This window comes from Nocardia amamiensis (assembly GCF_015477605.1).
GTDB lineage: Bacteria > Actinomycetota > Actinomycetes > Mycobacteriales > Mycobacteriaceae > Nocardia > Nocardia amamiensis_A.
Genome location: NZ_JADLQX010000019.1, coordinates 126,583 through 149,048 on the forward strand (window position 1 = coordinate 126,583; position 22,466 = coordinate 149,048).

The 22,466-nt window shown below is 69.8% G+C and carries 20 protein-coding genes; 13 read left to right on the top strand and 7 right to left on the bottom strand.

Annotated elements, in window-relative coordinates; genetic code table 11:
- Positions 1–10: 10 nt before the first annotated feature.
- The 6 genes from IU459_RS24290 to IU459_RS24315 all read right to left on the bottom strand — a co-directional run bounded on the left by IU459_RS24290 (position 11) and on the right by IU459_RS24315 (position 8,244).
- Positions 11–2,134: a RecQ family ATP-dependent DNA helicase gene (locus tag IU459_RS24290; RefSeq protein ID WP_195131865.1), complete on the bottom strand. Its 2,124-nt coding sequence runs from the start codon at positions 2,132–2,134 to the stop codon at positions 11–13.
- Between the two features lie 150 nt (positions 2,135–2,284).
- Positions 2,285–3,217 carry an alpha/beta fold hydrolase gene (locus tag IU459_RS24295; protein WP_195131866.1) on the bottom strand — a complete coding sequence of 311 codons (933 nt, stop codon included), beginning with the start codon at positions 3,215–3,217 and terminating at the stop codon, positions 2,285–2,287.
- Between the two features lie 130 nt (positions 3,218–3,347).
- The gene (locus tag IU459_RS24300) at positions 3,348–4,571 is read right to left on the bottom strand and encodes an RtcB family protein (protein ID WP_195131867.1); all 1,224 of its coding nucleotides are present in this window, start codon (positions 4,569–4,571) and stop codon (positions 3,348–3,350) included.
- 65 nt (positions 4,572–4,636) lie between these two features.
- On the bottom strand, positions 4,637–5,743 hold the full coding sequence (locus IU459_RS24305) for an amidohydrolase family protein (RefSeq protein ID WP_195131868.1): 1,107 nt from the start codon (positions 5,741–5,743) through the stop codon (positions 4,637–4,639).
- 1 nt (position 5,744) lies between these two features.
- Positions 5,745–7,112 (bottom strand): glutamine synthetase family protein, encoded by a 1,368-nt coding sequence (locus IU459_RS24310; RefSeq protein WP_195131869.1) that lies wholly within the window; start codon positions 7,110–7,112, stop codon positions 5,745–5,747.
- A gap of 253 nt (positions 7,113–7,365) precedes the next feature.
- The gene (locus IU459_RS24315; protein WP_195131870.1) at positions 7,366–8,244 is read right to left on the bottom strand and encodes a ribokinase; all 879 of its coding nucleotides are present in this window, start codon (positions 8,242–8,244) and stop codon (positions 7,366–7,368) included.
- A gap of 353 nt (positions 8,245–8,597) precedes the next feature.
- On the opposite strand from IU459_RS24315, the gene IU459_RS24320 reads away from it, so the two are divergent.
- From IU459_RS24320 to IU459_RS24335, 4 genes are all read left to right on the top strand, one after another.
- A complete protein-coding gene (locus IU459_RS24320; RefSeq protein WP_195131871.1) occupies positions 8,598–9,863 on the top strand; it encodes a glutamate-5-semialdehyde dehydrogenase in 1,266 nt (421 codons plus the stop codon).
- 76 nt (positions 9,864–9,939) lie between these two features.
- Entirely contained in the window at positions 9,940–10,818 is an 879-nt protein-coding gene (locus tag IU459_RS24325) for an AAA family ATPase (protein WP_195131872.1), read from the top strand.
- A gap of 3 nt (positions 10,819–10,821) precedes the next feature.
- On the top strand, positions 10,822–12,246 hold the full coding sequence (locus IU459_RS24330; protein WP_195131873.1) for a vWA domain-containing protein: 1,425 nt from the start codon (positions 10,822–10,824) through the stop codon (positions 12,244–12,246).
- A 9-nt stretch (positions 12,247–12,255) separates the two neighbouring features.
- On the top strand, positions 12,256–12,597 hold the full coding sequence (locus tag IU459_RS24335) for an MmcQ/YjbR family DNA-binding protein (protein WP_195131874.1): 342 nt from the start codon (positions 12,256–12,258) through the stop codon (positions 12,595–12,597).
- A gap of 64 nt (positions 12,598–12,661) precedes the next feature.
- Here IU459_RS24335 and IU459_RS24340 read toward each other — a convergent pair whose 3' ends face one another.
- Entirely contained in the window at positions 12,662–12,883 is a 222-nt protein-coding gene (locus tag IU459_RS24340; RefSeq protein WP_195131875.1) for a hypothetical protein, read from the bottom strand.
- 360 nt (positions 12,884–13,243) lie between these two features.
- On the opposite strand from IU459_RS24340, the gene IU459_RS24345 reads away from it, so the two are divergent.
- The 9 genes from IU459_RS24345 (at position 13,244) to IU459_RS24385 (ending at position 22,149) form a co-directional block, all read left to right on the top strand.
- Positions 13,244–15,082, top strand: coding sequence for an HSP90 family protein (locus IU459_RS24345; RefSeq protein WP_195131876.1), 1,839 nt, complete (start codon positions 13,244–13,246; stop codon positions 15,080–15,082).
- A gap of 2 nt (positions 15,083–15,084) precedes the next feature.
- Positions 15,085–17,040 (top strand): hypothetical protein, encoded by a 1,956-nt coding sequence (locus IU459_RS24350; protein ID WP_228838423.1) that lies wholly within the window; start codon positions 15,085–15,087, stop codon positions 17,038–17,040.
- Positions 17,041–17,135: 95 nt separating this feature from the next.
- Complete coding sequence (gene nadD, locus IU459_RS24355; RefSeq protein WP_195131878.1) at positions 17,136–17,777, top strand: nicotinate-nucleotide adenylyltransferase; 642 nt, start codon at positions 17,136–17,138, stop codon at positions 17,775–17,777.
- 64 nt (positions 17,778–17,841) lie between these two features.
- Positions 17,842–18,249, top strand: a complete 408-nt coding sequence (gene rsfS, locus IU459_RS24360; RefSeq protein ID WP_195131879.1) for a ribosome silencing factor — start codon at positions 17,842–17,844, stop codon at positions 18,247–18,249.
- 82 nt (positions 18,250–18,331) lie between these two features.
- A complete protein-coding gene (locus IU459_RS24365) occupies positions 18,332–18,991 on the top strand; it encodes a histidine phosphatase family protein (RefSeq protein ID WP_195131880.1) in 660 nt (219 codons plus the stop codon).
- Positions 18,992–19,766: 775 nt separating this feature from the next.
- Entirely contained in the window at positions 19,767–20,513 is a 747-nt protein-coding gene (gene octT, locus IU459_RS39785) for a diglucosylglycerate octanoyltransferase (RefSeq protein ID WP_195131898.1), read from the top strand.
- A gap of 3 nt (positions 20,514–20,516) precedes the next feature.
- The gene (locus tag IU459_RS24375) at positions 20,517–21,359 is read left to right on the top strand and encodes a DegV family protein (RefSeq protein WP_195131881.1); all 843 of its coding nucleotides are present in this window, start codon (positions 20,517–20,519) and stop codon (positions 21,357–21,359) included.
- Positions 21,359–21,577, top strand: a complete 219-nt coding sequence (locus IU459_RS24380; RefSeq protein WP_228838425.1) for a hypothetical protein — start codon at positions 21,359–21,361, stop codon at positions 21,575–21,577. Before IU459_RS24375 ends, IU459_RS24380 begins: the two co-directional genes overlap by 1 nt.
- A gap of 47 nt (positions 21,578–21,624) precedes the next feature.
- On the top strand, positions 21,625–22,149 hold the full coding sequence (locus IU459_RS24385) for an AAA family ATPase (protein ID WP_195131882.1): 525 nt from the start codon (positions 21,625–21,627) through the stop codon (positions 22,147–22,149).
- Positions 22,150–22,466 lie beyond the last annotated feature (317 nt).

Here is a 22,466-nt window from a genome sequence, read left to right on the forward strand (position 1 = left end):
CCCTACTGCCCTACGTCACCGTGGCCAGCGCGAACGGCAGGACCGCGTCGGCTCCGGCCGCGCGCAGTGCGTGGGCGGCGACGGTGAATGTCCAGCCGGTGTCGGTGCTGGCGTCCACCAGCAGGATCGGGCCCGATATCGCGGTGAGGTCGGGGACTTCCCACGAGTCGAACAGTCCTGCGACGCGATGGGCGGAGTTCGCGGCGGAGACCAGCCGCCGGTCCGGGCGGGTGCGCAGGGTGCCGAGGTCGCGCAGGCGGCCCACCTCGGCGAGCCGCGCGGCGAGGCTCGCGGTGAGCACCGGATGACGTCCGGATTCCAGCGCGAGTACCGACGTGGGGCGGGTTGCCCAATCCCATTCGCGCAGAACGGCGATGCAGGCGTCGAAGACCGCGTCGGGAACGGGGGCGTCCGGGCCGTCGAGCAGTGTTCGCAGGCGCTGCCCCCAGCCGAGGTCGGTCAGCCTGCCGAGCACGCGACCGGTCTCGGCGCCACTGGAGATCTTGCCGGACAAGGAGATTCCGAGTTTTGCCATGCCGGTGGGCCACTGCTTGCGGGGCGCGAGATCGATGCCGGGGCGGTCGAGACGAGCCCTGGTCGCCGCGACGGCATCGACGGCGACGGTGCGATCGGGCCGAGTGCCGGTGCAGTTGTCGCAACGGCCGCAGCCGGGTGCAGCCGCGGAGTCGGTGGGCAGTCCGGGGTCGTCGAGCTGGCGGCGGAGGAAGTCCATCCGGCAGTCCGAGGTCGACTGGTAGTCGATCATGGCTTGCTGTTCGGCCTCGCGCGCGACGGACAAGCGCTCGTAGCGTTCGGTGTCGTAAGTCCATGGCTGACCGGTGGCGATCCAGCCGCCGCGGACTCGGCGCACCGCACCGTCCACGTCGAGCACCTTGAGCACCATCTCCAACCGGGAGCGGTTCAGCTCAACCAGCGGTTCCAACGCCGCGGTGGACAGCGCCCGGCCGGGGTCCAAGGCGTCGAGCACCGCCCGCACGATGTGCTCGCGCGGAAACGCGACCGAGGCGAAGTAACTCCAGATCCGTGCGTCCTCGGGGCCAGGGAGCAGGACCACCTCCGCGCGATCGGTGCCGCGCCCGGCGCGACCCACCTGCTGGTAGTAGGCGATGGGCGAGGAGGGCGCGCCGACGTGCACCACGAATCCGAGGTCGGGTTTGTCGAATCCCATGCCCAGCGCTGAGGTGGCGATGAGCGCCTTCACCTCGTTGTTCAGCAACGCGGCTTCCAAGGCCTCCCGCTCGGCCGGGTCGGTCTGGCCGGTGTAGGCGGCGACGTTGTGGCCGTGCGAGTTCAACACGTCGGCCAGATCGTGCGCGGCGGCGACGGTGAGTGTGTAGACGATGCCGGAGCCGGGCAGCCGGTGCAGGTGACCGCTGAGCCAGGCGGTGCGTTCCACGGCATCGTCGAAGCGGACCACCGACAGGTGCAGCGACTCGCGATCCAGCGTGCCGCGCAGCACCAGGGTGTCGGTGCCGATCTGGGTGGCGACGTCGGTGACCACCCGGTCGTTGGCGGTCGCGGTGGTCGCGAGCACCGGCACATCGGAACCGAGATCGGCGATCAGGGTCCGGATGCGGCGGTAATCCGGCCGGAAGTCATGGCCCCAGTCCGAGACGCAGTGCGCTTCATCGATCACCACCAGCCCCGCGTCCGCCGCGAGCGCGGGCAGCACCTGGTCCCGGAAATCCGGGTTGTTCAGCCGCTCCGGGCTGACCAGCAGCACGTCGACCGCGCCGGCGGCGACCCGCGCGTGGATCTCGTCCCATTCGGTCATATTGCCGGAATTGATGGTGGCGGCGACCACCCCGGCGCGCTGCGCGGCAGCCACCTGATTGCGCATCAGCGCCAGCAACGGCGACACGATCACCGTCGGCCCGCGACCGCCCCCGCGCAGCAATTTCGCGGCGATGAAGTACACCGCCGATTTGCCCCAGCCGGTGCGCTGCACCACCAGCGCCCTGCGCCGCCGCACGACCAGCGCCTCGATGGCGGTCCACTGATCCTCGCGCAGCCGCGCGCCCGGCCCGGCCAGCTCGCGCAGCAGCTGCTCGGCATGTTCGCGCAGGTCGGGGGCGGTGAGGTCGATCGAAGAGGCATCGGTCGCCGTGGTCATGCGCTCCATCGTGCCCGATGACACCGACAGGTGACGCTGTGGCCGACCGCCGCCGACCTCACCCGCCTCACCTCCCATACCGCACAGCCAGCCGGTCACCCGCGCTGCAGCGTTCCGGACGGACGCGGCATCGCGACGCGACGACCGTGTTCAGGCCGGACGCGCGGTCGTCGCGGCCAGCTCGACGAGCCGGGCCCGGACCAGGTCCGGTCGCTCCTCGGCGATGAAGTGGCCGCAGTTCTGGACCAGCTCGAGGTGGTAGTCGTCGGCACGCGCCGTCTCCTCGGACGCAAGCGCGGGATGCACCGCGGCGTCGGCGACACCGAACAGCGCGCGGATCGGCACGGTCGCACGGCGTTGTTCGCCCCGTACGGCCGACCGGGGGACTTCGTGCAGCAGGAATGTGCGGTAGGTATCGGTCGCGGCGCGGGCGCAGACCGGGTCGCGGAAGCGGTCGGCGTACGCGTGGACCACCTCGGGTCCGAACTCGTCGCGGTTGCGCACGGCACCGGCGAAGATGATCTGCTCCAGGAAGCGGGTGTGCTGGTGCAGGTAGGTGCCCAACGCCGCGATCGGCGGCTGGTAGACCAAGAACCGCCATGCGTGCGGGAGGAAACTACGTGGCGTCTGCCAGGGGTGGGCGATGTTCAGCGCCAGCAGCGCGTCGAACCGTTCCGGTGCCCGCAGCACGAGCAGGTGGGCGATGTAGCCGCCCCAGTCATGTCCGACCAGCAGGACGCGGTCGAGGCCGAGTGCGTCCAGTAGCGCCAGCAGGTCGGAGGCGACGTCCTCCTTGGCCCACCGGTGTGGCGGGGGACCGGACCAGCCGTACCCGGGCAGGTCCGGCGCGATGATCCGCAGTCCGTCCGGTGGATCGGCGAGCAGGTGGCGGTACGCGTAATGGTGCTGTGGCCAACCGTGCAGCGCGAGCACGGGACGTCCGTCCGCAGGACCCGCCTCGGTGACGTGGAAGCGGACGCCGCGCGCGGTGACGAACGAGCGGCGTACACCGGCGATCTCCGGCGGACCCGCTGCGGAGTCCGATTCCGGGGCAGGTGAGAAGAACGAGGGCCGCCAGGGCATACCCGATGGTATCGAGAAGTGATCAGGACCGGTTCTGATCGGGGCGGAACTCGGCACCAGGCTGCGGCGACGTCGAACGCGGAGTCCGTGCCGGGCGCACGTGGTCGCCCGGCACGAAGTTACGCGGTCGTCATCCCTTGACGCACAGCACCTGGTGCAGCGTCGCGACGACGTCGACCAGGTCGCGCTGTGCCGCGATGACCTCGTCGATGTCCTTGTACGCGGCGGGGATCTCGTCCACCACACCCGCGTCTTTGCGCGACTCGACGCCCTCGGTCTGGGCGATGAGATCGGCTACGGTGAACTGCTTCTTGGCCGCGTTGCGGCTCATCCGCCGTCCCGCGCCGTGCGAGGCCGACTGGAACGACGCCGGATTTCCCTTGCCGCGGACCACATAGGACCGGGTACCCATCGAGCCGGGGATCAGCGCGAGATCGCCGTCGCCCGCCCGCACGGCGCCCTTGCGGGTCACCAGCATCGGCACACCGTCGATGATCTCCTCCGCCACATAGTTGTGGTGACATGAGATGGGCTGCTCGAAACGCACTCCGCGCCCGGCGAATTCGGCGCTCACCGCGCGGCAGACCAGGGCGAGCATGACCGCTCGGTTGCGCGCGGCGTACTCCTGCGCCCAGGTGAGGTCGCGCCGGTAGGCCTCCATCTCCGGCGTGCCGGAGACGAAGACCGCCAGATCGCGGTCGGGCAGGTCGGCGTTGTGCGGCAGCGTTCGCGCGATGGTCATGTGCCGCTCGGCGAGTTCCTTGCCGATGTTGCGGCTGCCGGAGTGCAGCAGGATCCACACCCGGTCGTCCTGGTCCAGGCAGACCTCGATGAAGTGGTTGCCGCCGCCGAGCGTGCCCATCTGCTTGTGCGCCTTGGACTCTCGTGCCTGCACGTGACCGTCGAGGGCGTCGAAGGAGCCCCAGAAGCGGTCCCAGCCCGCGCGCAGCGTCGCGGTGCTCACGCCGAGCCCGGCGACCTGGCTGCCGAGCCTGGTGACGTCGACCGGGTCGTGGTGGGCCTGGAACCCGACCGGTACCGCCGCCTCGATCCGCGAGCGCAGCGAATGCAGGTTGTCGGGCAGGTCGGCCGCGGTGAGGTCGGTGCGCACGCTCTCCATGCCGCAGCCGATGTCCACCCCGACCGCGGCGGGCGACACCGCGTCCTTCATCGCGATCACCGAGCCGACCGTGGCCCCCTTGCCGAGGTGCACGTCCGGCATCACGCGGACGCCGTGGACCCACTTCAGCGCGGCGATATTGCGCAGCTGCCGGAGCGCGGCCTGCTCGACCTCGTGCTCGTGGGCCCACATCAGCGTCTGCGCCTTGGTGCCGCGCAGCTCGACGGGAAACATGGTCTCGATCCTCTCGTTGGTTCTCACCATCAACGGTAGGGACCGAGAGCGCCGGATGCACTTGATTATCGACCGACCGGACGGTTCTGTTTTCGGGTGGTGACCTGACCGAGCCCCGCGCCGTAGACGCGCTCGGCATTCCCGTGTGCGATGGCCGTGACCAGGGCTTCCGCATCGACGGTTGTGATCGCGTCGGCGGCGATCCACTCGTCCATCAGCGTGCCGAGTCCGCGCCGCCAGAGCAGGGCGCCCAGATAGTGCAGTTCCGGCAGCCCGTAGCCGTCCGAGGAGTAACACAGCGCGCGGAACGGGGCGAGTTCCAGCGTCTCCGCGAGGACCGCCGCGGCGCGGTGTCCCACGTACGGGATGGCGAGGCCCAGATCCAGGTGGACGTGGTCGAAGAGGTGAGCGAGGTAGGCGGCATTGCGGTGGAACGGCCAGCAGTGCAGCAGCATTACCGAGAGTCCTGTGCTCGCGGTCCGGCGCAGGAAGCCGGTGAGCAGCAGCGGGTCGCTGTGCCGGAGATCGAGGTCGGGGTCACCGAATCCGGTGTGGAATTGCATGGGAAGGCCGAGCTCGGCCCCGATTCGCGCGCCGAGCCCGACCAGCCAGCCGAGCACATGCGGATCGGTGAGCCGGTGTTCGGGCGCGAAACTGGTCGGCGGGTGATCCTGCGGCGGGAAGTCCAAGCCGCACCGGTAGGCGACGATCGTCTTGAATCCGACGGCGGTGGTGGCACGCGCGCGCAGCTCGGCTTCGATCCGGTCGTAGACGCCCGATACCGCGCCGACCTCCGCGATGACCTGTTCGGCGACCTCTTCCAGGCGCACGACCTCGTGCACGTCTCCGTCCACCAGGCCGGCGAAACCGGCTGTGCCACCGCCGAATCCGGTGTCCAGGAACCATCGGGTCACGCCCGACGCGCGCAGCAGCCGCGCGGCGGCTTCCCCTGCTCCGAGCTGGGCGCGATGGCGGAGATAGACATCGGAGCCGACGTGCGCGGGCAGGTCGAGCGCGGGCGCGCACCAGCGGCGCACCGCGAGTCCGATCGCGGAATCGAAACTGCCCCGCGTGCCTTCGCCGAGCAAGCGCTCGAAACCGGGACGATCCAGCGTGCCGATGTCGACGCCGTGACAGTGGTGGTCGGTCAGCGGCACGTCGTCGGTGAGCACGTCAGAACCGCCAGCGCGTCAGGGCGACGATTTCTTCGGCGCTCGCGTCGGCGTATCGCTCGGCTTCCGCGCGCCGCACGGTGAGCAGCGCGTCGTGCAGCTCGGCGCCCATCGCGGTGGCGAGCACCCGGGATGCGGCGAGGTGGTCGGCGGCTTCGGCCGGTGTGGTCGGCAGTCGCCGCACATCCGACATCCTGCGGGCTTCGGCATCGAAAGTCACCGGGTCCCCGGTGATTTCGGCAGGCAAATGCAACTGTTCGGCTATGCCGGCGAGCCCGGCCGCGATCACCGAGCCGACGATCAGGTACGGATTGCCGGTCGCGTCGAAGCACTTGATCTCGGCGTTGGCCGCCCACCCTTCGGTGCCGCGTATCCCGGTGATGAAGCGCAGCGCCGCCTCTCTGGTCTCGCGACCCCAGCACTGCCACACCCCGGCCCAGCGCGACGGCTCCAGCCGCAGGAAGCTCGCCGGATTGCCCGCGCCGACCGCGACCAGCGCGGGCAGTTCACGCAGCACGCCCGCCAAGAACGCCTCGCCGGTGCGCCGGATACCGTGCGGACCGTCACCGCCCGCGAAGAGGGGTCCCTCGTCGTCGTGTACGGACAGATGCAGGTGCGCTCCGGAACCGGCGCCGCCCGGTTCGATGCACGGGGCCAGCAGCGCGCGCCAGCCGTGCCGCGCGCTCACCTGACGGATCGTATGCCGGACCAGGACGGCCTCGTCCGCGGCGGTGACCGGTTCGGACGGCTCCACCGACAACTCCAGTTGCCCGAGCGCGTATTCCGGGTGGAACTGGGCCACCGCGACACCCTGCCGGTCCAGTGCCGCGACCAGGTCGGCGGCGTACTCGGCGACCTGCCCGAGCCGCACGATGCCGTAGGCGGGGCCGTGCACGGCCGGTGTGAAACCGTCCGTGTCGTCGTCCCGGCCTACGGACCATTCGGTCTCGAATGCCATGGACAACCCCAGCCCCGCCGCACGGGCAGCGTCCGCCTGGCGGGCCGCGAAGTGGCGCTGACAGGCGACGAAGCGGGTGCCGTCCTGGGTGTACTTGTCGGCGGGCGCCCACGCCCAGCCGGGCTGGCAGGCCAGTTCGGTCAGTTTGGACAGATCCGGGACGAGCCGCAGATCCCCGTCGGGACCGCCGAGATAGCGCCCGACCGTCATCAGGTCGTCGAAGGCGAAGGTCTCGAAGCACGGGGACACGCCGACCCCGTACCAGGACGCCAGGTCGAGCCGCTGTTTGGGCACCGCTTTCACCCGCGTGATGCCCGCGTTGTCGACGAAGCTCAGCGCGATCATGGAGGCGTCCAGCTGGTCGATCAGTGCGGTGTCGCCGTCGGCGGGGATGCGATCCGGCGTGGCCATGCGTACAACGATATCGGTTCGGGCCCACGGGGAGCCGAGGCACGCGCGCCCATATTCGGCGATCACCGCGGTGTGGGGGCGGGATGAGGACCAGGGTCGCAGCCGTGTTAACCGCGACATCGGCGCACGCGCGCGGGGGAGTCGAGTTGCGCGCCCGTACCCGGCGATCAGCGTCCTGTCGCGGTCGGCGGTGATCCGATTCGGCCTGGCGGCCGCTCTTGCTCGGGCGCACCGGGAGCGGGGGCGCGCGTCGTCATTCCGCGACCAGTGCGGCGGTGATCTCTTCCCGGGTCGGCAGCGAGCTGCTCGCTCCCAGCGTGGTGGTGGCCAGCGCACCGGCGGCGCAGGCCCAGGTCAGCGCCCATTCCGGGCCGCGGTGCCAAGCGGCGGCCAGCGCGCCGGTGAACGCGTCACCCGCCCCGGTGGTGTCGACGACGTCCACCTGCGGGCTGGGGCACGACAGCCGCGTATCGCCCGGGCCGCGGTAGTCCGCGCCTGCCGCACCACGCGTCACCACCACGTGCGGGACCTGCTCTAGATCGTCGCGCAGCTGCTCGGCTTCGCCCGAATTCACCACGGCCACATCAACGTCCGCCCACAGGTCCGCGGGCAGGCGGCGGACCGGCGAGGGATTCAGCAGGACGGTCGTAGCGTGCGCGCGGGCGTGGTGCGCGGCGGCGGCCACCGTATCGATGGGAATCTCCAACTGGCACACGAGGATATCGGCCGCCGCGATGGCCGCCAGGTCGTCCTCGGTGAGCTCGGTCATCCCTGCGTTGGCGCCGCCGACGACGATGATGCTGTTCTCGCCGTCGCTGTCGAGGACGATCGTGGCGATGCCACTCGGCCCGGCCACCGTGCGCAGCCCGTCGACGGACACGGCGGAATCGGTGAGCGTTCTGCGCAGCTCGGCGGCGAACAGGTCCGCACCGACCGCACCGAGGAATCGCACCGCCGCACCGGCTCGCCGCGCAGCGATGGCCTGATTGGCGCCCTTCCCGCCTGGCACCGTGGCGAAGCTCGTGCCCAGCACGGTCTCCCCGGGAACGGGCCGCCGCGCGGTCGTGGTCACCAGATCCATGTTGATGCTGCCGAGCACCACGATCGCCGGAGCGTCCGATTCGGCCGTCATACCGCCGGACGGTAGTCGCCGAACCCGCGCCGTGCACGTAGTCACGTGCCCGACCTGCGGGAGGCGTTCCCCACCGCCTCGAGCCTGTCGGGGTACCGTGCGCAAAGAGAACGTGCGGCCGAACTCCCGAATCGCGTCGATGACGGCCGCTGTCCGGGACCGCGACGTTCGACTATCCGATACCGGCGGGCGATAGCCGATTTCCGCCGATCGCCGCCCCGCATCCATCGACCACCCGCGCGGCAACCAACGCGCACGCGTCCGGGGCGATCGACGCGGACGTTCTCGCGACCGGATGCCGACGTGCCCCAGCAGGTGGAATCGGCAGTGCCGCCGGTGCGTAGGCTGTACCCATGACGGTAGGAACGACGACCCAGCCGGATGTCCGCGAGGCGGTGCACGAGGCCGCGCGCAAAGCCCGAGTCGCGTCGCGGACGCTGGCACGGCTGACGACCGCGCGGAAGAACGAGGCGCTGCACGCCGCAGCCGACGCGCTGCTGGCCGCCGCCGATCGGGTGCTCGCCGCCAATGCCGAGGACATCGCCGCCGCACAGGCCGCGGGCACCGAGGAGTCGCTGCTCGACCGCTTGCGGCTGACCAAGGCGCGGATCGACGGCATCGCCTCCGGACTGCGCCAGGTGGCCGGGCTGCCCGATCCGGTCGGCGTGGTGGTCCGCGGCTCGACCTTGCCGAACGGCCTGGAGATCAAGCAGGTGCGGGTGCCGCTCGGTGTGGTCGGCATGGTGTACGAAGCCAGGCCGAACGTCACGGTCGACGCGTTCGGGCTCGCCCTCAAGTCCGGCAACGCCGCCCTGCTGCGCGGCTCGTCCTCGGCCGCCCGCTCCAACGCCGCCCTCGTCGCCGTGCTGCGCGAATCCCTTGTCGCGCAAGATATTCCGGCCGACGCGGTGCAACTGCTGCCGAGCGAGGACCGCTCCAGCGTCACCCACCTGATCCAGGCCCGCGGCCTGGTCGACGTCGTCATTCCGCGCGGCGGCGCCGGACTGATCAACGCGGTCGTCCGCGACGCGCAGGTGCCCACCATCGAGACCGGTACCGGCAACTGCCACGTCTACGTGCACGCCGCCGCCGATCTGGACATGGCCGAGCAGATCCTGATCAACGCCAAGACCCGCCGCCCCAGCGTGTGCAACGCGGCCGAGACCGTCCTGATCGACGCGGCGATCGCCGACACCGCGGTGCCGAAGCTCACCGAGGCTCTGCAGCGGCACGACGTCACCATCCACGGCGACCTGCCCGGCCAGGTTCCGGCGACCGACGCCGACTGGGGGCAGGAATACCTCACCTTGGACATCGCGCTCAAGGTGGTCGACGACCTGGACGCGGCGGTGGAGCACATCAACACCTGGGGCACCGGCCACACCGAGGCCATCGTCACCGGCGACCTGTCCGCCGCGCGCGAGTTCACCAGCCGCGTCGACGCCGCCGCCGTCATGGTGAACGCCTCCACCGCGTTCACCGACGGGGAGCAGTTCGGCTTCGGCGCCGAGATCGGCATCTCGACGCAGAAGCTGCACGCCCGCGGCCCGATGGCGCTGCCGGAGCTGACCTCGACGAAGTGGATCGTCTGGGGCGAAGGCCAGATCCGGCCCGTCTGACTCGCGCCGGCCGCGGACGACGCCGGATCGGCGCTGCCGTACCGTGAGGGAGGGTTCGGAAGAAAGGTACGCGGCGGTGTCGGACAGTACGAGTCAGGAACCGGTCTTCGCATCGGTGGACGATGTGATCGAGCGCTTGGCGAGCACGGGGTACCTGGCGGACAAGGCCACCGCCACGTCGGTGTTCCTCGCCGATCGGCTGGGCAAGCCGCTGCTGATCGAGGGACCGGCGGGCGTCGGCAAGACCGAGTTGGCGCGCGCGGTCGCGCAGACCTCGGGCGCCGAACTCGTCCGGTTGCAGTGCTACGAGGGCGTCGACGAGGCCCGCGCGCTGTACGAGTGGAACCACGCCAAGCAGATCCTGCGCATTCAGGCCTCCAGCGAGAACGACTGGGAGGAGACGAAGGCCGACGTCTTCACCGAGGAGTTCCTGCTGTCGCGGCCGCTGCTCACCGCGATCCGGCGCACCGATCCCACTGTGCTGCTGATCGATGAGACCGACAAGGCCGACATCGAGATCGAGGGCCTCCTGCTGGAGGTGCTCAGCGACTTCGCGGTGACGGTGCCGGAGCTGGGCACCATCACCGCCAGCCGCAAGCCGTTCGTGGTGCTCACCTCGAACGCCACCCGCGATCTCTCCGAGGCGCTCAAACGCCGCTGCCTCTATCTGCACCTGGACTTCCCCGACGAGGAACTGGAGCGGCGCATCCTGGCCAGCCGGGTGCCCGAGCTGTCCGCCGCCGTCGCCGCGCAGCTGGTGCGGATCGTGCACGTGCTGCGTGGGATGCAGTTGAAGAAGCTGCCCTCGGTCGCCGAGTCGATCGACTGGGGCCGCACGCTGCTCGCGCTCGGCCTGCGCGATCTGGACGACACGACCGTCCGCGCCACCCTCGGCGTCGTGCTGAAGCACCAGAGCGATCACCAGCGCGCGCTGGCCGAACTGAAGCTGGCCTGAGCCATGGCGGCGGGATCGGTCCCTGCGGATGTCGCGTCGCTGAGCGCGCCGCACGGGCTCCCCGGCCACCTGGTCGGATTCGTCGAGGCGCTGCGCGGGCGCGGGATCCCGGTCGGGCCGTCGGAGACGGTGGACGCGGGCCGCGTGGTGACCGTCCTCGACCTGATGGACCGTGAGGTCGTCCGCGAGGGCTTGGCCTGCGCGCTGCTGCGGCGCACGACCGACCGCGCGACCTTCGACGGGCTGTTCGACCTCTGGTTCCCGGCCGCGTTGGGGGAACGCACCGCGGTGGCGGATGAGGTCGAGATTCCCCGTACGCCATCCGGTGACGTGGATATCCCCGCGTTGCGCGAGCTGCTCGCCGACTTGCTCACCCAGGACGCGACCGCGCGACTGGAGGCGCTGGCCGCACAGCTGGTCGAGCAGCTCGGTCAGTACCAGGCCGCCAGCCACTCGTCGTTCTCGGCGTACAAAGCGCTGAAAGAGGTGCAGCCGCAGACCTTGCTGGCCAAGATTCTCGCCGGGCTGGCCGCGGGACCGGACACCAGTGACTTCGACATGGAGATCGCCCGCCGCGCGGCCCGGCAACGCATCGCCGGCTTCCGCACGACTGTCGAGGCCGAGACCAGGCGCCGGGTCGCCGAACGGATCGGCCGCGAGCGGGTGGCCGGCTACGGCGTCGCCCGCCAAGCCGAGGAGGTCGATTTCCTGCGCGCCTCCGAGGCCGAACTCGCCGAACTCAAACGCAGCACCCAGCGTTTGGCCCGCATCCTGGCCTCGCGTCTGGCCGCGCGGCGCAGGCACGCCCGCCGCGGCGAGATCGATCTGCGCCGCACCCTGCGCAGATCCATGTCGACCGGCGGCGTGCCGATCGATCTGGTGAACCGCAAGCCGCGGCCCGGCCGCCCGGAACTGGTGCTGCTGTGTGATGTCTCCGGCTCGGTGGCCGGTTTCAGCAACTTCACGCTGCTGTTGGTGAGCGCGTTGCGCGAACAGTTCTCCCGGGTGCGGATCTTCGCGTTCGTCGACCAGGTCGACGAGGTGACCCGGTTCTTCGACCCGCGCACCCAGCTGGACCAGGCGATGACCAGGATCTTCCGCGAGGCGAACGTGGCGGGCTTCGACGGGCACTCCGACTACGGCCATGCGCTGGCCGGGTTTGCCAGGGACTACCCGGACGCCGTCACGAGTCGCAGTTCGCTGCTCATCCTCGGTGACGCCCGCACGAACTACCGTGACCCGCGGCCGGACACACTGCGGTCGCTGGTCGGGGTCGCCAAGCACGCCCACTGGCTCAATCCGGAACGCCGCGACCAGTGGGGCACCGGTGATTCCGCCGCGGACAAGTACCGCGAGGTGATCGAGATGCACGAATGCCGCTCGGCCAAACAGCTCACCGCGGTCGTGTCCCGGCTGCTGCCGGTGTAGGAGACGGGCATGGACGACGCCGTACTGCTGACGTACTGCCTGGCCAAGCCGGGCGCCTGGCAGGACGAACCCTGGGAGGGTGATGTCGTCGCCAAGGTCGGCGACAAGATATTCGCTTTCCTCGGGGCTACCTCGGTTGGCCTCAAATGCGGACGTACCCGCGAGGAGGCCGACGAACTGGTCCGGGTGTACCCGGACGACGTGGCGGCATCGGCCTATATCGGCCGGTACGGCTGGAACACCATCCGGCTCACGGGCACGATCCCAGAGGACGAACTGTACGAGCTGGTCGACCTGTCCTACGAAGCGATCGTGCGCAAACTACCGAAGTCCAAGCGCCCCACCGCCTGAGCCGACGAGCGGGAGCCCGTCTGACCCGTCGCGGCTTGCGACAGGCCAGACGGACCCAGCGGACTCAGTGGAGGCAGCCGGCGGCGTGCAGGTCGGCGTACACCTGGTCGGACACGGTGATGAGGCCGAGGCCGACATTCGCCCCCAGGTTCACTCCGGCGTCGAGGGCACAGGTCAGCAGTTGCGCGTTCACGACGATGATCTGGTCGGCCTGCGCCGCGCCCGCGCCGGCGACGGTCGAACAGGCCAGTGCCACGGCGATGGCACCTGCTTTGACGAATCGCAAAAGGTCCTCCTCCGAATCGAAGTGTGCACAGCTTGGATCGGTCATTCGTCCGAGGTGATCGAGCTGTGTCCGTAGACATCGTCGCCCCGGGCAGACGCCTTGCGCCTGCAGGTGCAGACCCTAACAACGGGTGTCGGCTGTAGCCGCCCGGTTCGGCAACACCGGCGATTCGCGGGCCGCCTTCGTTTGAATGTTCAACGCTTCCAGCAGGAAAGATAGCCAGGGGTACGGTCTCCGCCGGCGCATATGCGGTCCGATCGTCCTGTCGTCCGAGCCGATCGTGCGACGCTGACGTCGACCGCGAGGCCGAAAAGCCTTCGTTAAGGTAACTTTTGGCGCACGCCGACAAGATCGGCGACCATGGTGAACAGAACGCCGCACGGTCCGGCGGCGGTACACAACAGTTATTCGTTCCAGGTCGATCTGCGTGGGATCGTCGATCTGCTCTCCCATCACCTCTACTCCGGCCCGCGGGTCTACCTGCGTGAGCTGTTGCAGAACGCCGTCGACGCGGTCACCGCGCGTGCCAGCCGGGACGCCTTGGCGCCCACCGTGATTCGCCTCGTAGTGGAGGATTCGGGGCTGCGGATCAGCGATCCCGGTGTCGGTCTCACCGAAGCCGAGGTGCACCGGTTCCTGGCCACGATCGGTCGCTCGTCCAAGCGTGACGACATCGAAGGCGCGCGGCGAGAGTTTCTCGGGCAGTTCGGCATCGGGCTGCTGGCTTGCTTCACGGTCGCCGAGACCATCCGCGTGGTCACCCGATCCGCCACCGACACCACGGCTCCGCCGGTCGAGTGGCTGGCCGCCGCCGACGGCACGTACGTGGTGCGCGCGCTCGACCCCGACGAGCATCCGGAGCCGGGCACCACGGTGTGGCTCACCCCGCGCGGCGGGGCGCGAGCATGGTTCCAACCGCGGCGGGTGCTCGATCTGGCGCGCGAATTCGGGTCGCTGCTGCCCTACGAGGTGACCGTGGAATCCGATGGTGTCGTGGAGTCGGTCACCGACGGCGTTCCGGTGTGGCGGCGCGCATACGCGACCGCGGAGGACCGCAGAGACGCCTTGCTCGAGTATGGTCACCGGACGCTGGGTTTCCCGCCGCTCGACGTGATCGATCTCGATGCCGGTGCGGCAGGGGTCAGCGGGGTGGCCTATGTGCTCTCGCAGCCGGGGAACCCGACCGAGAGCAGTGCGCACCGGGTGTATCTGAAGGGGATGCTGCTGGGTGACGCGGTGCGCGGCGTGCTCCCGGACTGGGCGTTCTTCGTGCGCTGTGTGATCGACACCGACACGCTGCGGCCGACCGCGTCGCGGGAAGGGCTCTACGAGGACGAGCGGCTGGCCGTCGTCCGGGAGGTACTCGGCGACCAGATCCGGGACTGGCTCACCGAGATCGCCGTCGAGCAGCCGCGTCGGCTGGCCGCCTTCCTGTCGGTGCACGCACTCGGGGTGAAGGCGATGGCCAGGCATTCGCTCGACCTGCTTCGGATCATGCTGCCGCACTTGAGTTTCGAGACCACCGACGGACGCGTGCCGCTGACCGAGTTCGCCCGCAACCATCGCACGGTCAGGGTGACCTCGACGGTCGAGGAGTTCCGCCAGGTGGCCTCGACCGCCGCCGCGCAGGGGATCGGAGTCGTCAACGGCGGGTACGCTTACGACCGCGACTTGGTCGCGCAGTTGCCGCGGCTGGTGCCCGGCGTCGAGGTGGTCGAACTCGACGCGGAGGCGATCACGGCGGCGCTCGATCCCGTCGAACCGGCCGAGGAGCTGGCGCTCGCTCCGGTGCTCGCGCTGGCGCGCACCGTGCTCGACTCGCTGTCGTGCGACGTGATCGTCCGGGCTTTCCACCCGGTATCGGTGCCCGCGCTCTACCTCGAGGGACGCGCCGCCCGTACGGAACGAGCCAGGGCACAGACCGCAGAAGGCGCGGACGAATTGTGGTCGGAGATCCTCGGCGCGTTGGCGGACGCCGCGCCACGTGCCCGGCTCGTCCTGAACTACCACAGCCCGATCCTGCGCAGACTGACCCGCATCGACGACCCTGGATTGCTGAAGACGGCCGTGGAATCGCTGTACGGCCAGGCTCTCCTGATGACCCATCGCCCGCTCACCGCGGCCGACACGGCACTGCTGAACCGCGCCTTCGGCGAATTCCTCGGCTGGGCAACGCATCGCGGCGAAGGGACCGAGTGAGCATGGACACCGCCACGATCACCACGGAGTTGGCGCAGGTCTCCGCGCTGCCGCACAGCCGTATGCGGAACGAGCGACTCGAAACGCTGGCCGCGGCCGCGAAAGCGGGACCGGACCGCGCGCTCGAAGGCCGTGTGCTGCTGGAACTGGCCAAGTCGTACACCTTGGCGGGGGAACGCGATCTGGTGCCGGTCGCCTATGGCAGGCTGCTGCGCATCTACGACGATCACCCCGTCGAGCTGGGACCGATGAGCCATTCCGTGCATTGGCATCTGAAGTGGATGACCTGGGGAATGATCGACAACCCCTCGATTCCGCTGCCCACGGTTCACCGATGGTTCGACGAGCTCGACAACCGCTTTCGCCAACGCGGATACAGTCTGCGCCCGGTGCTGGCGCTGCGCGCCGAACTCGCACGCAAGACCGGTGACAGTGCAGCCGCCACCGAGTGGCTGGAGGCGGCGATGGCCGCCCCGCGCGACAGCATGTCCGACTGCGACGCCTGCGAGCGCAACGAATGGGGCACGGCCGCCGTGGCCCTCGGCGACGACGAGGCAGGCCTCGCGCACTGGCAGCCCGTGCTCGACGGCGACCGGACCTGTGCCGAAGAACCACACCGGGTGCTGGCCGAGGCGTTGCTCCCGCTGGTGCGCACCGGTCGCGTCGCCGCCGCGCGCAGCGCGCATCTGACCGGATACCCCCTGGTCCGGCACACCGAGGACCTCCGGGCCTCGGTGGCGCTGCACGCCGAGTTCTGCGCCATGACCGGGAACGAGGCGCGCGGGCTGGAGATCCTCGCCGAACACGCGAGCTGGCTCACCGATCCAAATGCCGACGCCGCCGCACGGCTCGCGTTCGCGACCGGCGTGTGCGTGCTGCTGCGCAGACTGGTGGCGCTGCGGTTGGGCGATCTCCCGCTCGGGTCCGGGACCGTGGAGTCGATCCGCGCGGACCTCGAAGTGGAGATCGGCGCGCTGTGCGCCCGCTACGACGCCCGCAACGGCAACAGTGCGGTCAGCCTGCGCACGGCCGCCCGGCTCGCCGCCCAGCCCCTGCTGGACGGACTGCCGCTCGGCCTGCGCAGCCGGTTGCCCCGTGCGACGAGCGCGCTGTCCGGGGCCCCCGCGGAACTCTCCGGCGATCTGCCCGCCGAGGTGCGGCGGCTCTCCGAACTCGGCGCCGCCCGGCTCGGCGACGCACCCGAGGAGGCGGAGGCCCACCTGCGGGAGGCCCTGGCGCTCGGTACGCCGGTGTTGCCGCGGGAGGAGGCCGCCCGGCTGGGTGCACAGCTGGTCATCGCCATCGCGAGCCAGCCGGACCGCGCGCTCGACCTCGCCGACGCCGCGGTGCGTGCCGCCGCTCGCTGGGAAGGACTGTCCGAACCGGACGCGCTGCACCACACTCTGGTCGCCGCCCGCGCGTTCCACCGCGCCGAACGCCATGGTGAGGCAGTCGCCCTGTTCGAACAGGCGCTCGCCGGCGCCGAGATACCGTATCCGCCCGGCGAACTGGCCGTGGTGCGCAAGCAATTCGGCCGATCCCTGACCGCACTGAAACGGCACCGCGAGGCCGCGCACCACTTCATCGACGGCGCTCGCCTCGTCGAGCACGATCCGGAGCGGTCGGCGCTGCACGCGGAGCTCGCGTGGTCGGCCGCCACCGCGCTGGAGCACTGCGGGCAGGACGAGGAGGCCGTGGCGGCCTACCAGCGCACGGCCGAGTTGTGGGCACGGCTGGGCGAGGTAGCGGCGCGGGCACGGTGTCTGCGGTCGGCGGCCTGGCTCCAAGTCTCCGGCGGCGCCGGTCCGGGGCCCTGGCTCCCGTCCATGAAGGCGCTGATCGCCGAGCTGACCGCGCTGGCCGGGCAATCCGCGGAGGCGGCCGACGAACTCGCTCGCACCCGTGCTCACCTGGCTCGCATGCTGAAGATGGGTGGCGTCCCGGAGTCCGGCGCTTAGCGCCGAGTCCGTGACCTGCCGGTGTGCGGGCGGGTGTCCCCAGTCGATGTCCGCCCTGCCGACCGGTCCGAGGCGACCCGTTAAGCTCGGCAGTCATGCACGAGACAGGTCGGCGCGGCCGCAAGCTCGGGGTGATGGGCGGCACGTTCGACCCCATCCACCACGGGCATCTGGTCGCCGCCAGCGAGGTCGCCCACCGCTTCGAGCTGGACGAAGTGATCTTCGTCCCGACCGGGCAGCCGTGGCAGAAGTCACACGAGCGGGTCAGCCCGGCCGAAGACCGCTACCTGATGACGGTGATCGCCACCGCCTCCAATCCGCGGTTCTCGGTCAGCCGTGCGGACATCGACCGCGGCAAGGTCACCTACACCGTCGACACACTGCGGGAGATGCAAGCGCAGTATCCCGACGCGCAGCTGTACTTCATCACCGGTGCGGACGCGTTGGCCAGCATCCTGACATGGCAGGATTGGGCGGAACTGTTCGAACTGGCGAAGTTCGTCGGGGTGAGCCGTCCGGGGTACGAGCTGAACACCGATCATCTCGAGGACCATCTGCGAGATCTTCCGGCCGATGCGGTGACCATGATCGAAATCCCCGCGTTGGCGATCTCGTCGAGCGAATGCCGTCGCCGCGCCGCCGAGAACCGGCCGGTGTGGTACCTCGTCCCCGACGGGGTGGTGCAGTACATATCGAAGCGGCACCTGTATGTGCCGGGAGCAGCGGAAGGTAGCTGAGCGTGAGCGAGCGCAAAGGTGCGGGCATGAGCCAGCCGGAGTCGAGCGCCGGCGAGGTGCTGGCATGAGTGCTTCGGTGGAGTCGGTCGAGATCGCCCAGGTCGCCGCGCGGGCTGCCGACGAGAAGCTGGCGTCCGACGTGGTGGTGCTGGACGTGTCCGAGCAGCTGGTGATCACGGACTGCTTCGTGATCGCGTCCGCGCCCAACGAGCGTCAGGTGAACGCCATCGTCGACAACGTGGAAGAGAAGCTGCGCGCCGCCGGGCACAAGCCGGTCCGGCGCGAGGGCACCCGGGAAGGTCGCTGGGCGCTGCTGGACTACGTCGACGTCGTGGTGCACATCCAGCACAACGACGAGCGCAATTTCTATGCGCTGGAACGCCTCTGGAAGGACTGCCCGGTCGTTCCGGTCGAAGGCGTCACCGGAGCCGGGCCAGGTGCCCGTGCCGCGGTGACAGAGGACGAGGCCTGACCGTGAGCGAGCGTCAGCGAGTGAACCAAAGGCACAGCGCGCGGCTGCGCACGACGGGGCCGAGCGCAGGCGAGGCGGAGTCGTGAGCAGACATGCCGGCGTGCGCACTCTTATCCTGTTGCGCCACGGGCAAACCGAATGGAACGCCACCGACCGGATGCAGGGCCAGATCGACACCGATCTCACCGAACTCGGCCGCAGGCAGGCCAAAGAGGCCGCCCACGAATTGGTTTCGCGCAATGCGATCGCGGTCCTCTCGTCGGATCTGCGGCGAGCCTTCGACACCGCGACCGCGTTGGCCGACCACACCGGACTCACCGTCGTACCCGACACCAGGCTGCGAGAGACCAACCTCGGTGACTGGGAGGGGCTCACCCACTTGGAGGTGGACGCGGATTACCCGGGCGCGCGGATGGCGTGGCGGCTGGACGCGAGCTACACACCCCCGAACGGTGAGAGCAAGCTCGAGGTCGGCGCCCGGTCGCTGCCGGTTGTCCAGGAGTTGCTCGCCGAGCGGCAGGACTGGCCGGGCCGGACTATCATCCTGGTGGCGCACGGCGGGCTGATCGCCGCCCTCACGGCCGCGCTGCTCGACCTGCCGCCGCAGAACTGGCCGATCCTCGGAGGATTGGCCAACACCAGTTGGGTGCAGCTGAGCAGTCACGGCCCGAGCATCGAACAGCCCGGCTGGCGTCTGGATGTGTGGAACGCAGCGGCGAAGGTAGCACCAGATGTCCTCTGAAGAGCCGATCAGATCGGTCCCGGACGAACTGTTTCGTAAGGTGTCGGCGAAGGCCGAGCGGCAGTTGCCGGACGCGTTGTTCGGCGGACCGGCACCGGCTGCCCGGGAATCCGAAGCGCAGGCCGGGGCGGCGTCCTCGGGTGCGGGGGAATCCGGCGGCTCGGCCGAGTCATCTGCCGAGGAAGCCGACGGCGGGGAAGCGGACGACGATCGATCGGTGGCGGCGGTATCCGCGGAAGCCGCCACCGGGGTGCAGACGGGTGCTCGAGCCGATGGCGATGGCGATGAGCCCGTCGTCGCGCGATCCGGTGCTGTCGAGTCCGCGGTCGGCGATAGTGATGGACCCGCCGGTGCGGCTGAGGGCAACGGCTCCGCATCGGTCGGAACGGCGGCGGACGACTCCGAAGTCTCGGTAGTCGGCGGCGAGCCGGTCACTGTAACCGTCGACGACGCGTCCGCGCTTGCCGAATCGTCTGCTCTGACCGGCGTAGTGGTCGAATCCGCCGCTGTGGCAGTCGCATCGGGCGACGGCGTGGCCATGGAGACTTCTCCGGCTTCGGCCGGATCGCCCGCGCTGACCGGTGCAGTGGTCGAATCCGGTTCTGTGGCAGCGGAATCAGTCGATGCCGTGGCCATGGAGACTTTCGGGGCTTCGGCCGGATCGCCCGCGCTGACCGGTGCAGTGGTCGAGTCCGCTGCCGCGGCAGCTGAATCGGGCGACGCCGTGGCGAAAGAGACCTCCGAAGCTCTTGCGGCCGACTCCACGTCTCCCATCATGGAACCGGTGGCCGACGAGCCCGGCAAGCCGGATGCGACCGCGCGTCCGGTGCTGCTGGTGCTGGCCGACTCATTGGCCTATTTCGGCCCGAAAGGTGGCCTGCCCGCCGACGATCCGCGGATCTGGCCGAACCTGGTTGCCGCCGAATTGGATTGGGATGTCGAGCTGGTCGCGCGGATCGGCTGGACCTGCCGCGACGCCTACTGGGCGCTGATCGGCGATCCCCGGGTGTGGGCCGCGGTGCCGCGCGCGGGTGCGGTGGTGTTCGCCGTCGGCGGCATGGACTCGCTGCCGTCGCCGCTGCCGACCGCGCTGCGCGAGCTGATCCGCTACGTGCGTCCGCCCGCCCTGCGCCGCGCCGTCCGCGCCACCTACAACTGGTTGCAGCCGAAACTCTCGAAACTCGGCCGCCCTGTAGCGCTTCCTCCGAAGGTGAGCGTCGACTATCTGGAACAGTCCCGCACCGCGCTGGCGCAGTTGCGTCCCGATCTGCCGGTTGTCGCGGTGCTGCCTTCGGTGCACAACTGCGACGCCTACGGACGCGTGCACTCCGGTCGGCCGGGCGCTGTCGCGGCGCTGCAAGCCTGGTCGGAGCGGACCTCGGTGCCGCTGGTCGACTTGGCCGACGCCGTGCGTGACAACATCTTCTCCGGCGAGGCGAACCCGGACGGCATCCATTGGGGCTGGGCGGGCCACACAGCGGTGGCGAATGCGATGGTCAAGACCCTGCAGGAGGTTCGGTAGTCCGTGGCCGTCGTGGTCGTCACCGATTCGTCCGCCAGCCTCCCTGCCGAACACCTCGACGAGCTGGATATCGCCGTCGTCCCCCTGCACGTGCTGATCGGCGACCGTGCGATCAGGGAGGGGGTCGACTCGGTCGATATCGACTACGCCGCCGACACCGTGACCACCTCGGCCGCTTCACCCGGCGAGCTGCGCGCGGTGTACGAGCAGGCGTTGGCGCGCAGCGGCGGCGATGGCGTTGTGGCGGTGCATCTTTCGCGGCAGCTGTCCGGAACCTGGGAGGCGGGACGGCAGGCTGTTCGCGACCTGGATGCCGCCGATCGGGTCCGCTTGGTCGACTCCCTGGGCGCCGGGCTGGCCACGGGGCTGCCCGCACTGGCCGCCGCCCGGCGGGCGCGGGCCGGGGCGCCGCTGGACGTCGTCTACGACGCGGCGGTCGCCGCCTCCGCGCGCGCCCGGACGTTCATCCTGGTCAATCGCACCGAGCAGCTGCGCCGCGGCGGCAGGCTGTCGTCGGCGGCGGCGTTCTTCGCGACCGAGCTGGTCACCAAGCCGCTGCTGCACATCGTCGAGGGGCGACTCGAACTGCGCGAGAAGGTCCGCACCCGATCCAAGGCGTACACGAAGCTCGTGGCAGCGGCCGTCGAGGCGGCCGGTGTCGACGGTGCGGCGGTGGGAGTGCAGCATTTGGGCGCCGAGGACGCCGCGCACACCATCGCGGGCCAGCTGCGCGAACGCATTCCAGGCATACGCGAACTCATCGTCGCCGAGTTCGGACCCGCGCTGGCGGTGCATCTCGGGCTGGGCGCCATCGGTGTGCTCGTCGTCCCAGGCGGTTGCGCTTGATGTGCGCGGGCGGCGGTGCGCGGGCCGCGGCGCTGCTGCACAGCGTCGCTGAGGACGCCGCCCGCGCAGCCGGAAGCCGCCATCTGATCCTGCAGACCGGCCACCTGCAACCGGAAGCCGTCCGCTTCTACGAACGCAGCGGCTACCACCGCATCCCGATCTTCCCCCCGTACGAGGTGCTGCCGCTGTCGAACTGCTTCGCCAAGGATCTGCGCTGAAGCTGCGACCCGGACCGACGCCGAACCGACCCGGATACGCTCGAAACGTGATCATCTGGCTGAACGGAAGCTTTGGAGCCGGAAAGTCGACGACAGCACGGGAATTGACCGCGTTACTTCCCGGGTCGCGGATCTTCGACACGGAGGAGGTCGGGCTCATGCTCCGACACGTCCTCGCCACCGAAATCGTCCGGGACTTCCAGGACTGGCGGCCCTGGCGAGGACTGGTCGTGGCCGCAGCGACACAGATCCTCGACTACGTCGGCGGCGTCCTCGTCGTCCCGCAGTCAGTTCTCGTCCATCAATACTGGCAAGAGATCCGCGCCGGCCTCGAAGAAGCCGCGGTCCCACTGCATCACTTCGTTCTCCACGCAGAACGCGATGAGCTCCTCCGGCGTATCGAAACCGATCCGAGCAAACCGAACTCACCATGGCGCCTGGACCACCTTGACGACTACGATGCCGCCCGCCAATGGCACAGCCAGGAAGCCCACGTCATCGACACCACTGCGCTGCAGCCGCGTCAAGTCGCGACCTTCATTGCAATCGAGGCAGGCATAGCCGTCCGCTGAACACCGTCACCAGGCGATCGGCGTCGCCGACAAACCAGCCTGCGCCGGCAACTGGCAGAACGCGGCGGCACACTCTGCCGGACCCGGACGCACTTCGGCACGCAGCCGTCACCCCATCACCAGGTCTGGATATCCGGCTCATCGGTGTAAGTGCCCAGCGGGTCGTACCGCCAGGACCGATTTCTCTGCGGTTCTGTGGAATCTGAAATGTCAAGGTCGTGTGGATTTGCCCTGGTTGACTGACACGATCGGCAACAGCGTGGCGGTCGCCGCGGTGCCGATCTCGCGTGGCGTGGCTCCGGCCGGAGTGGGGATGT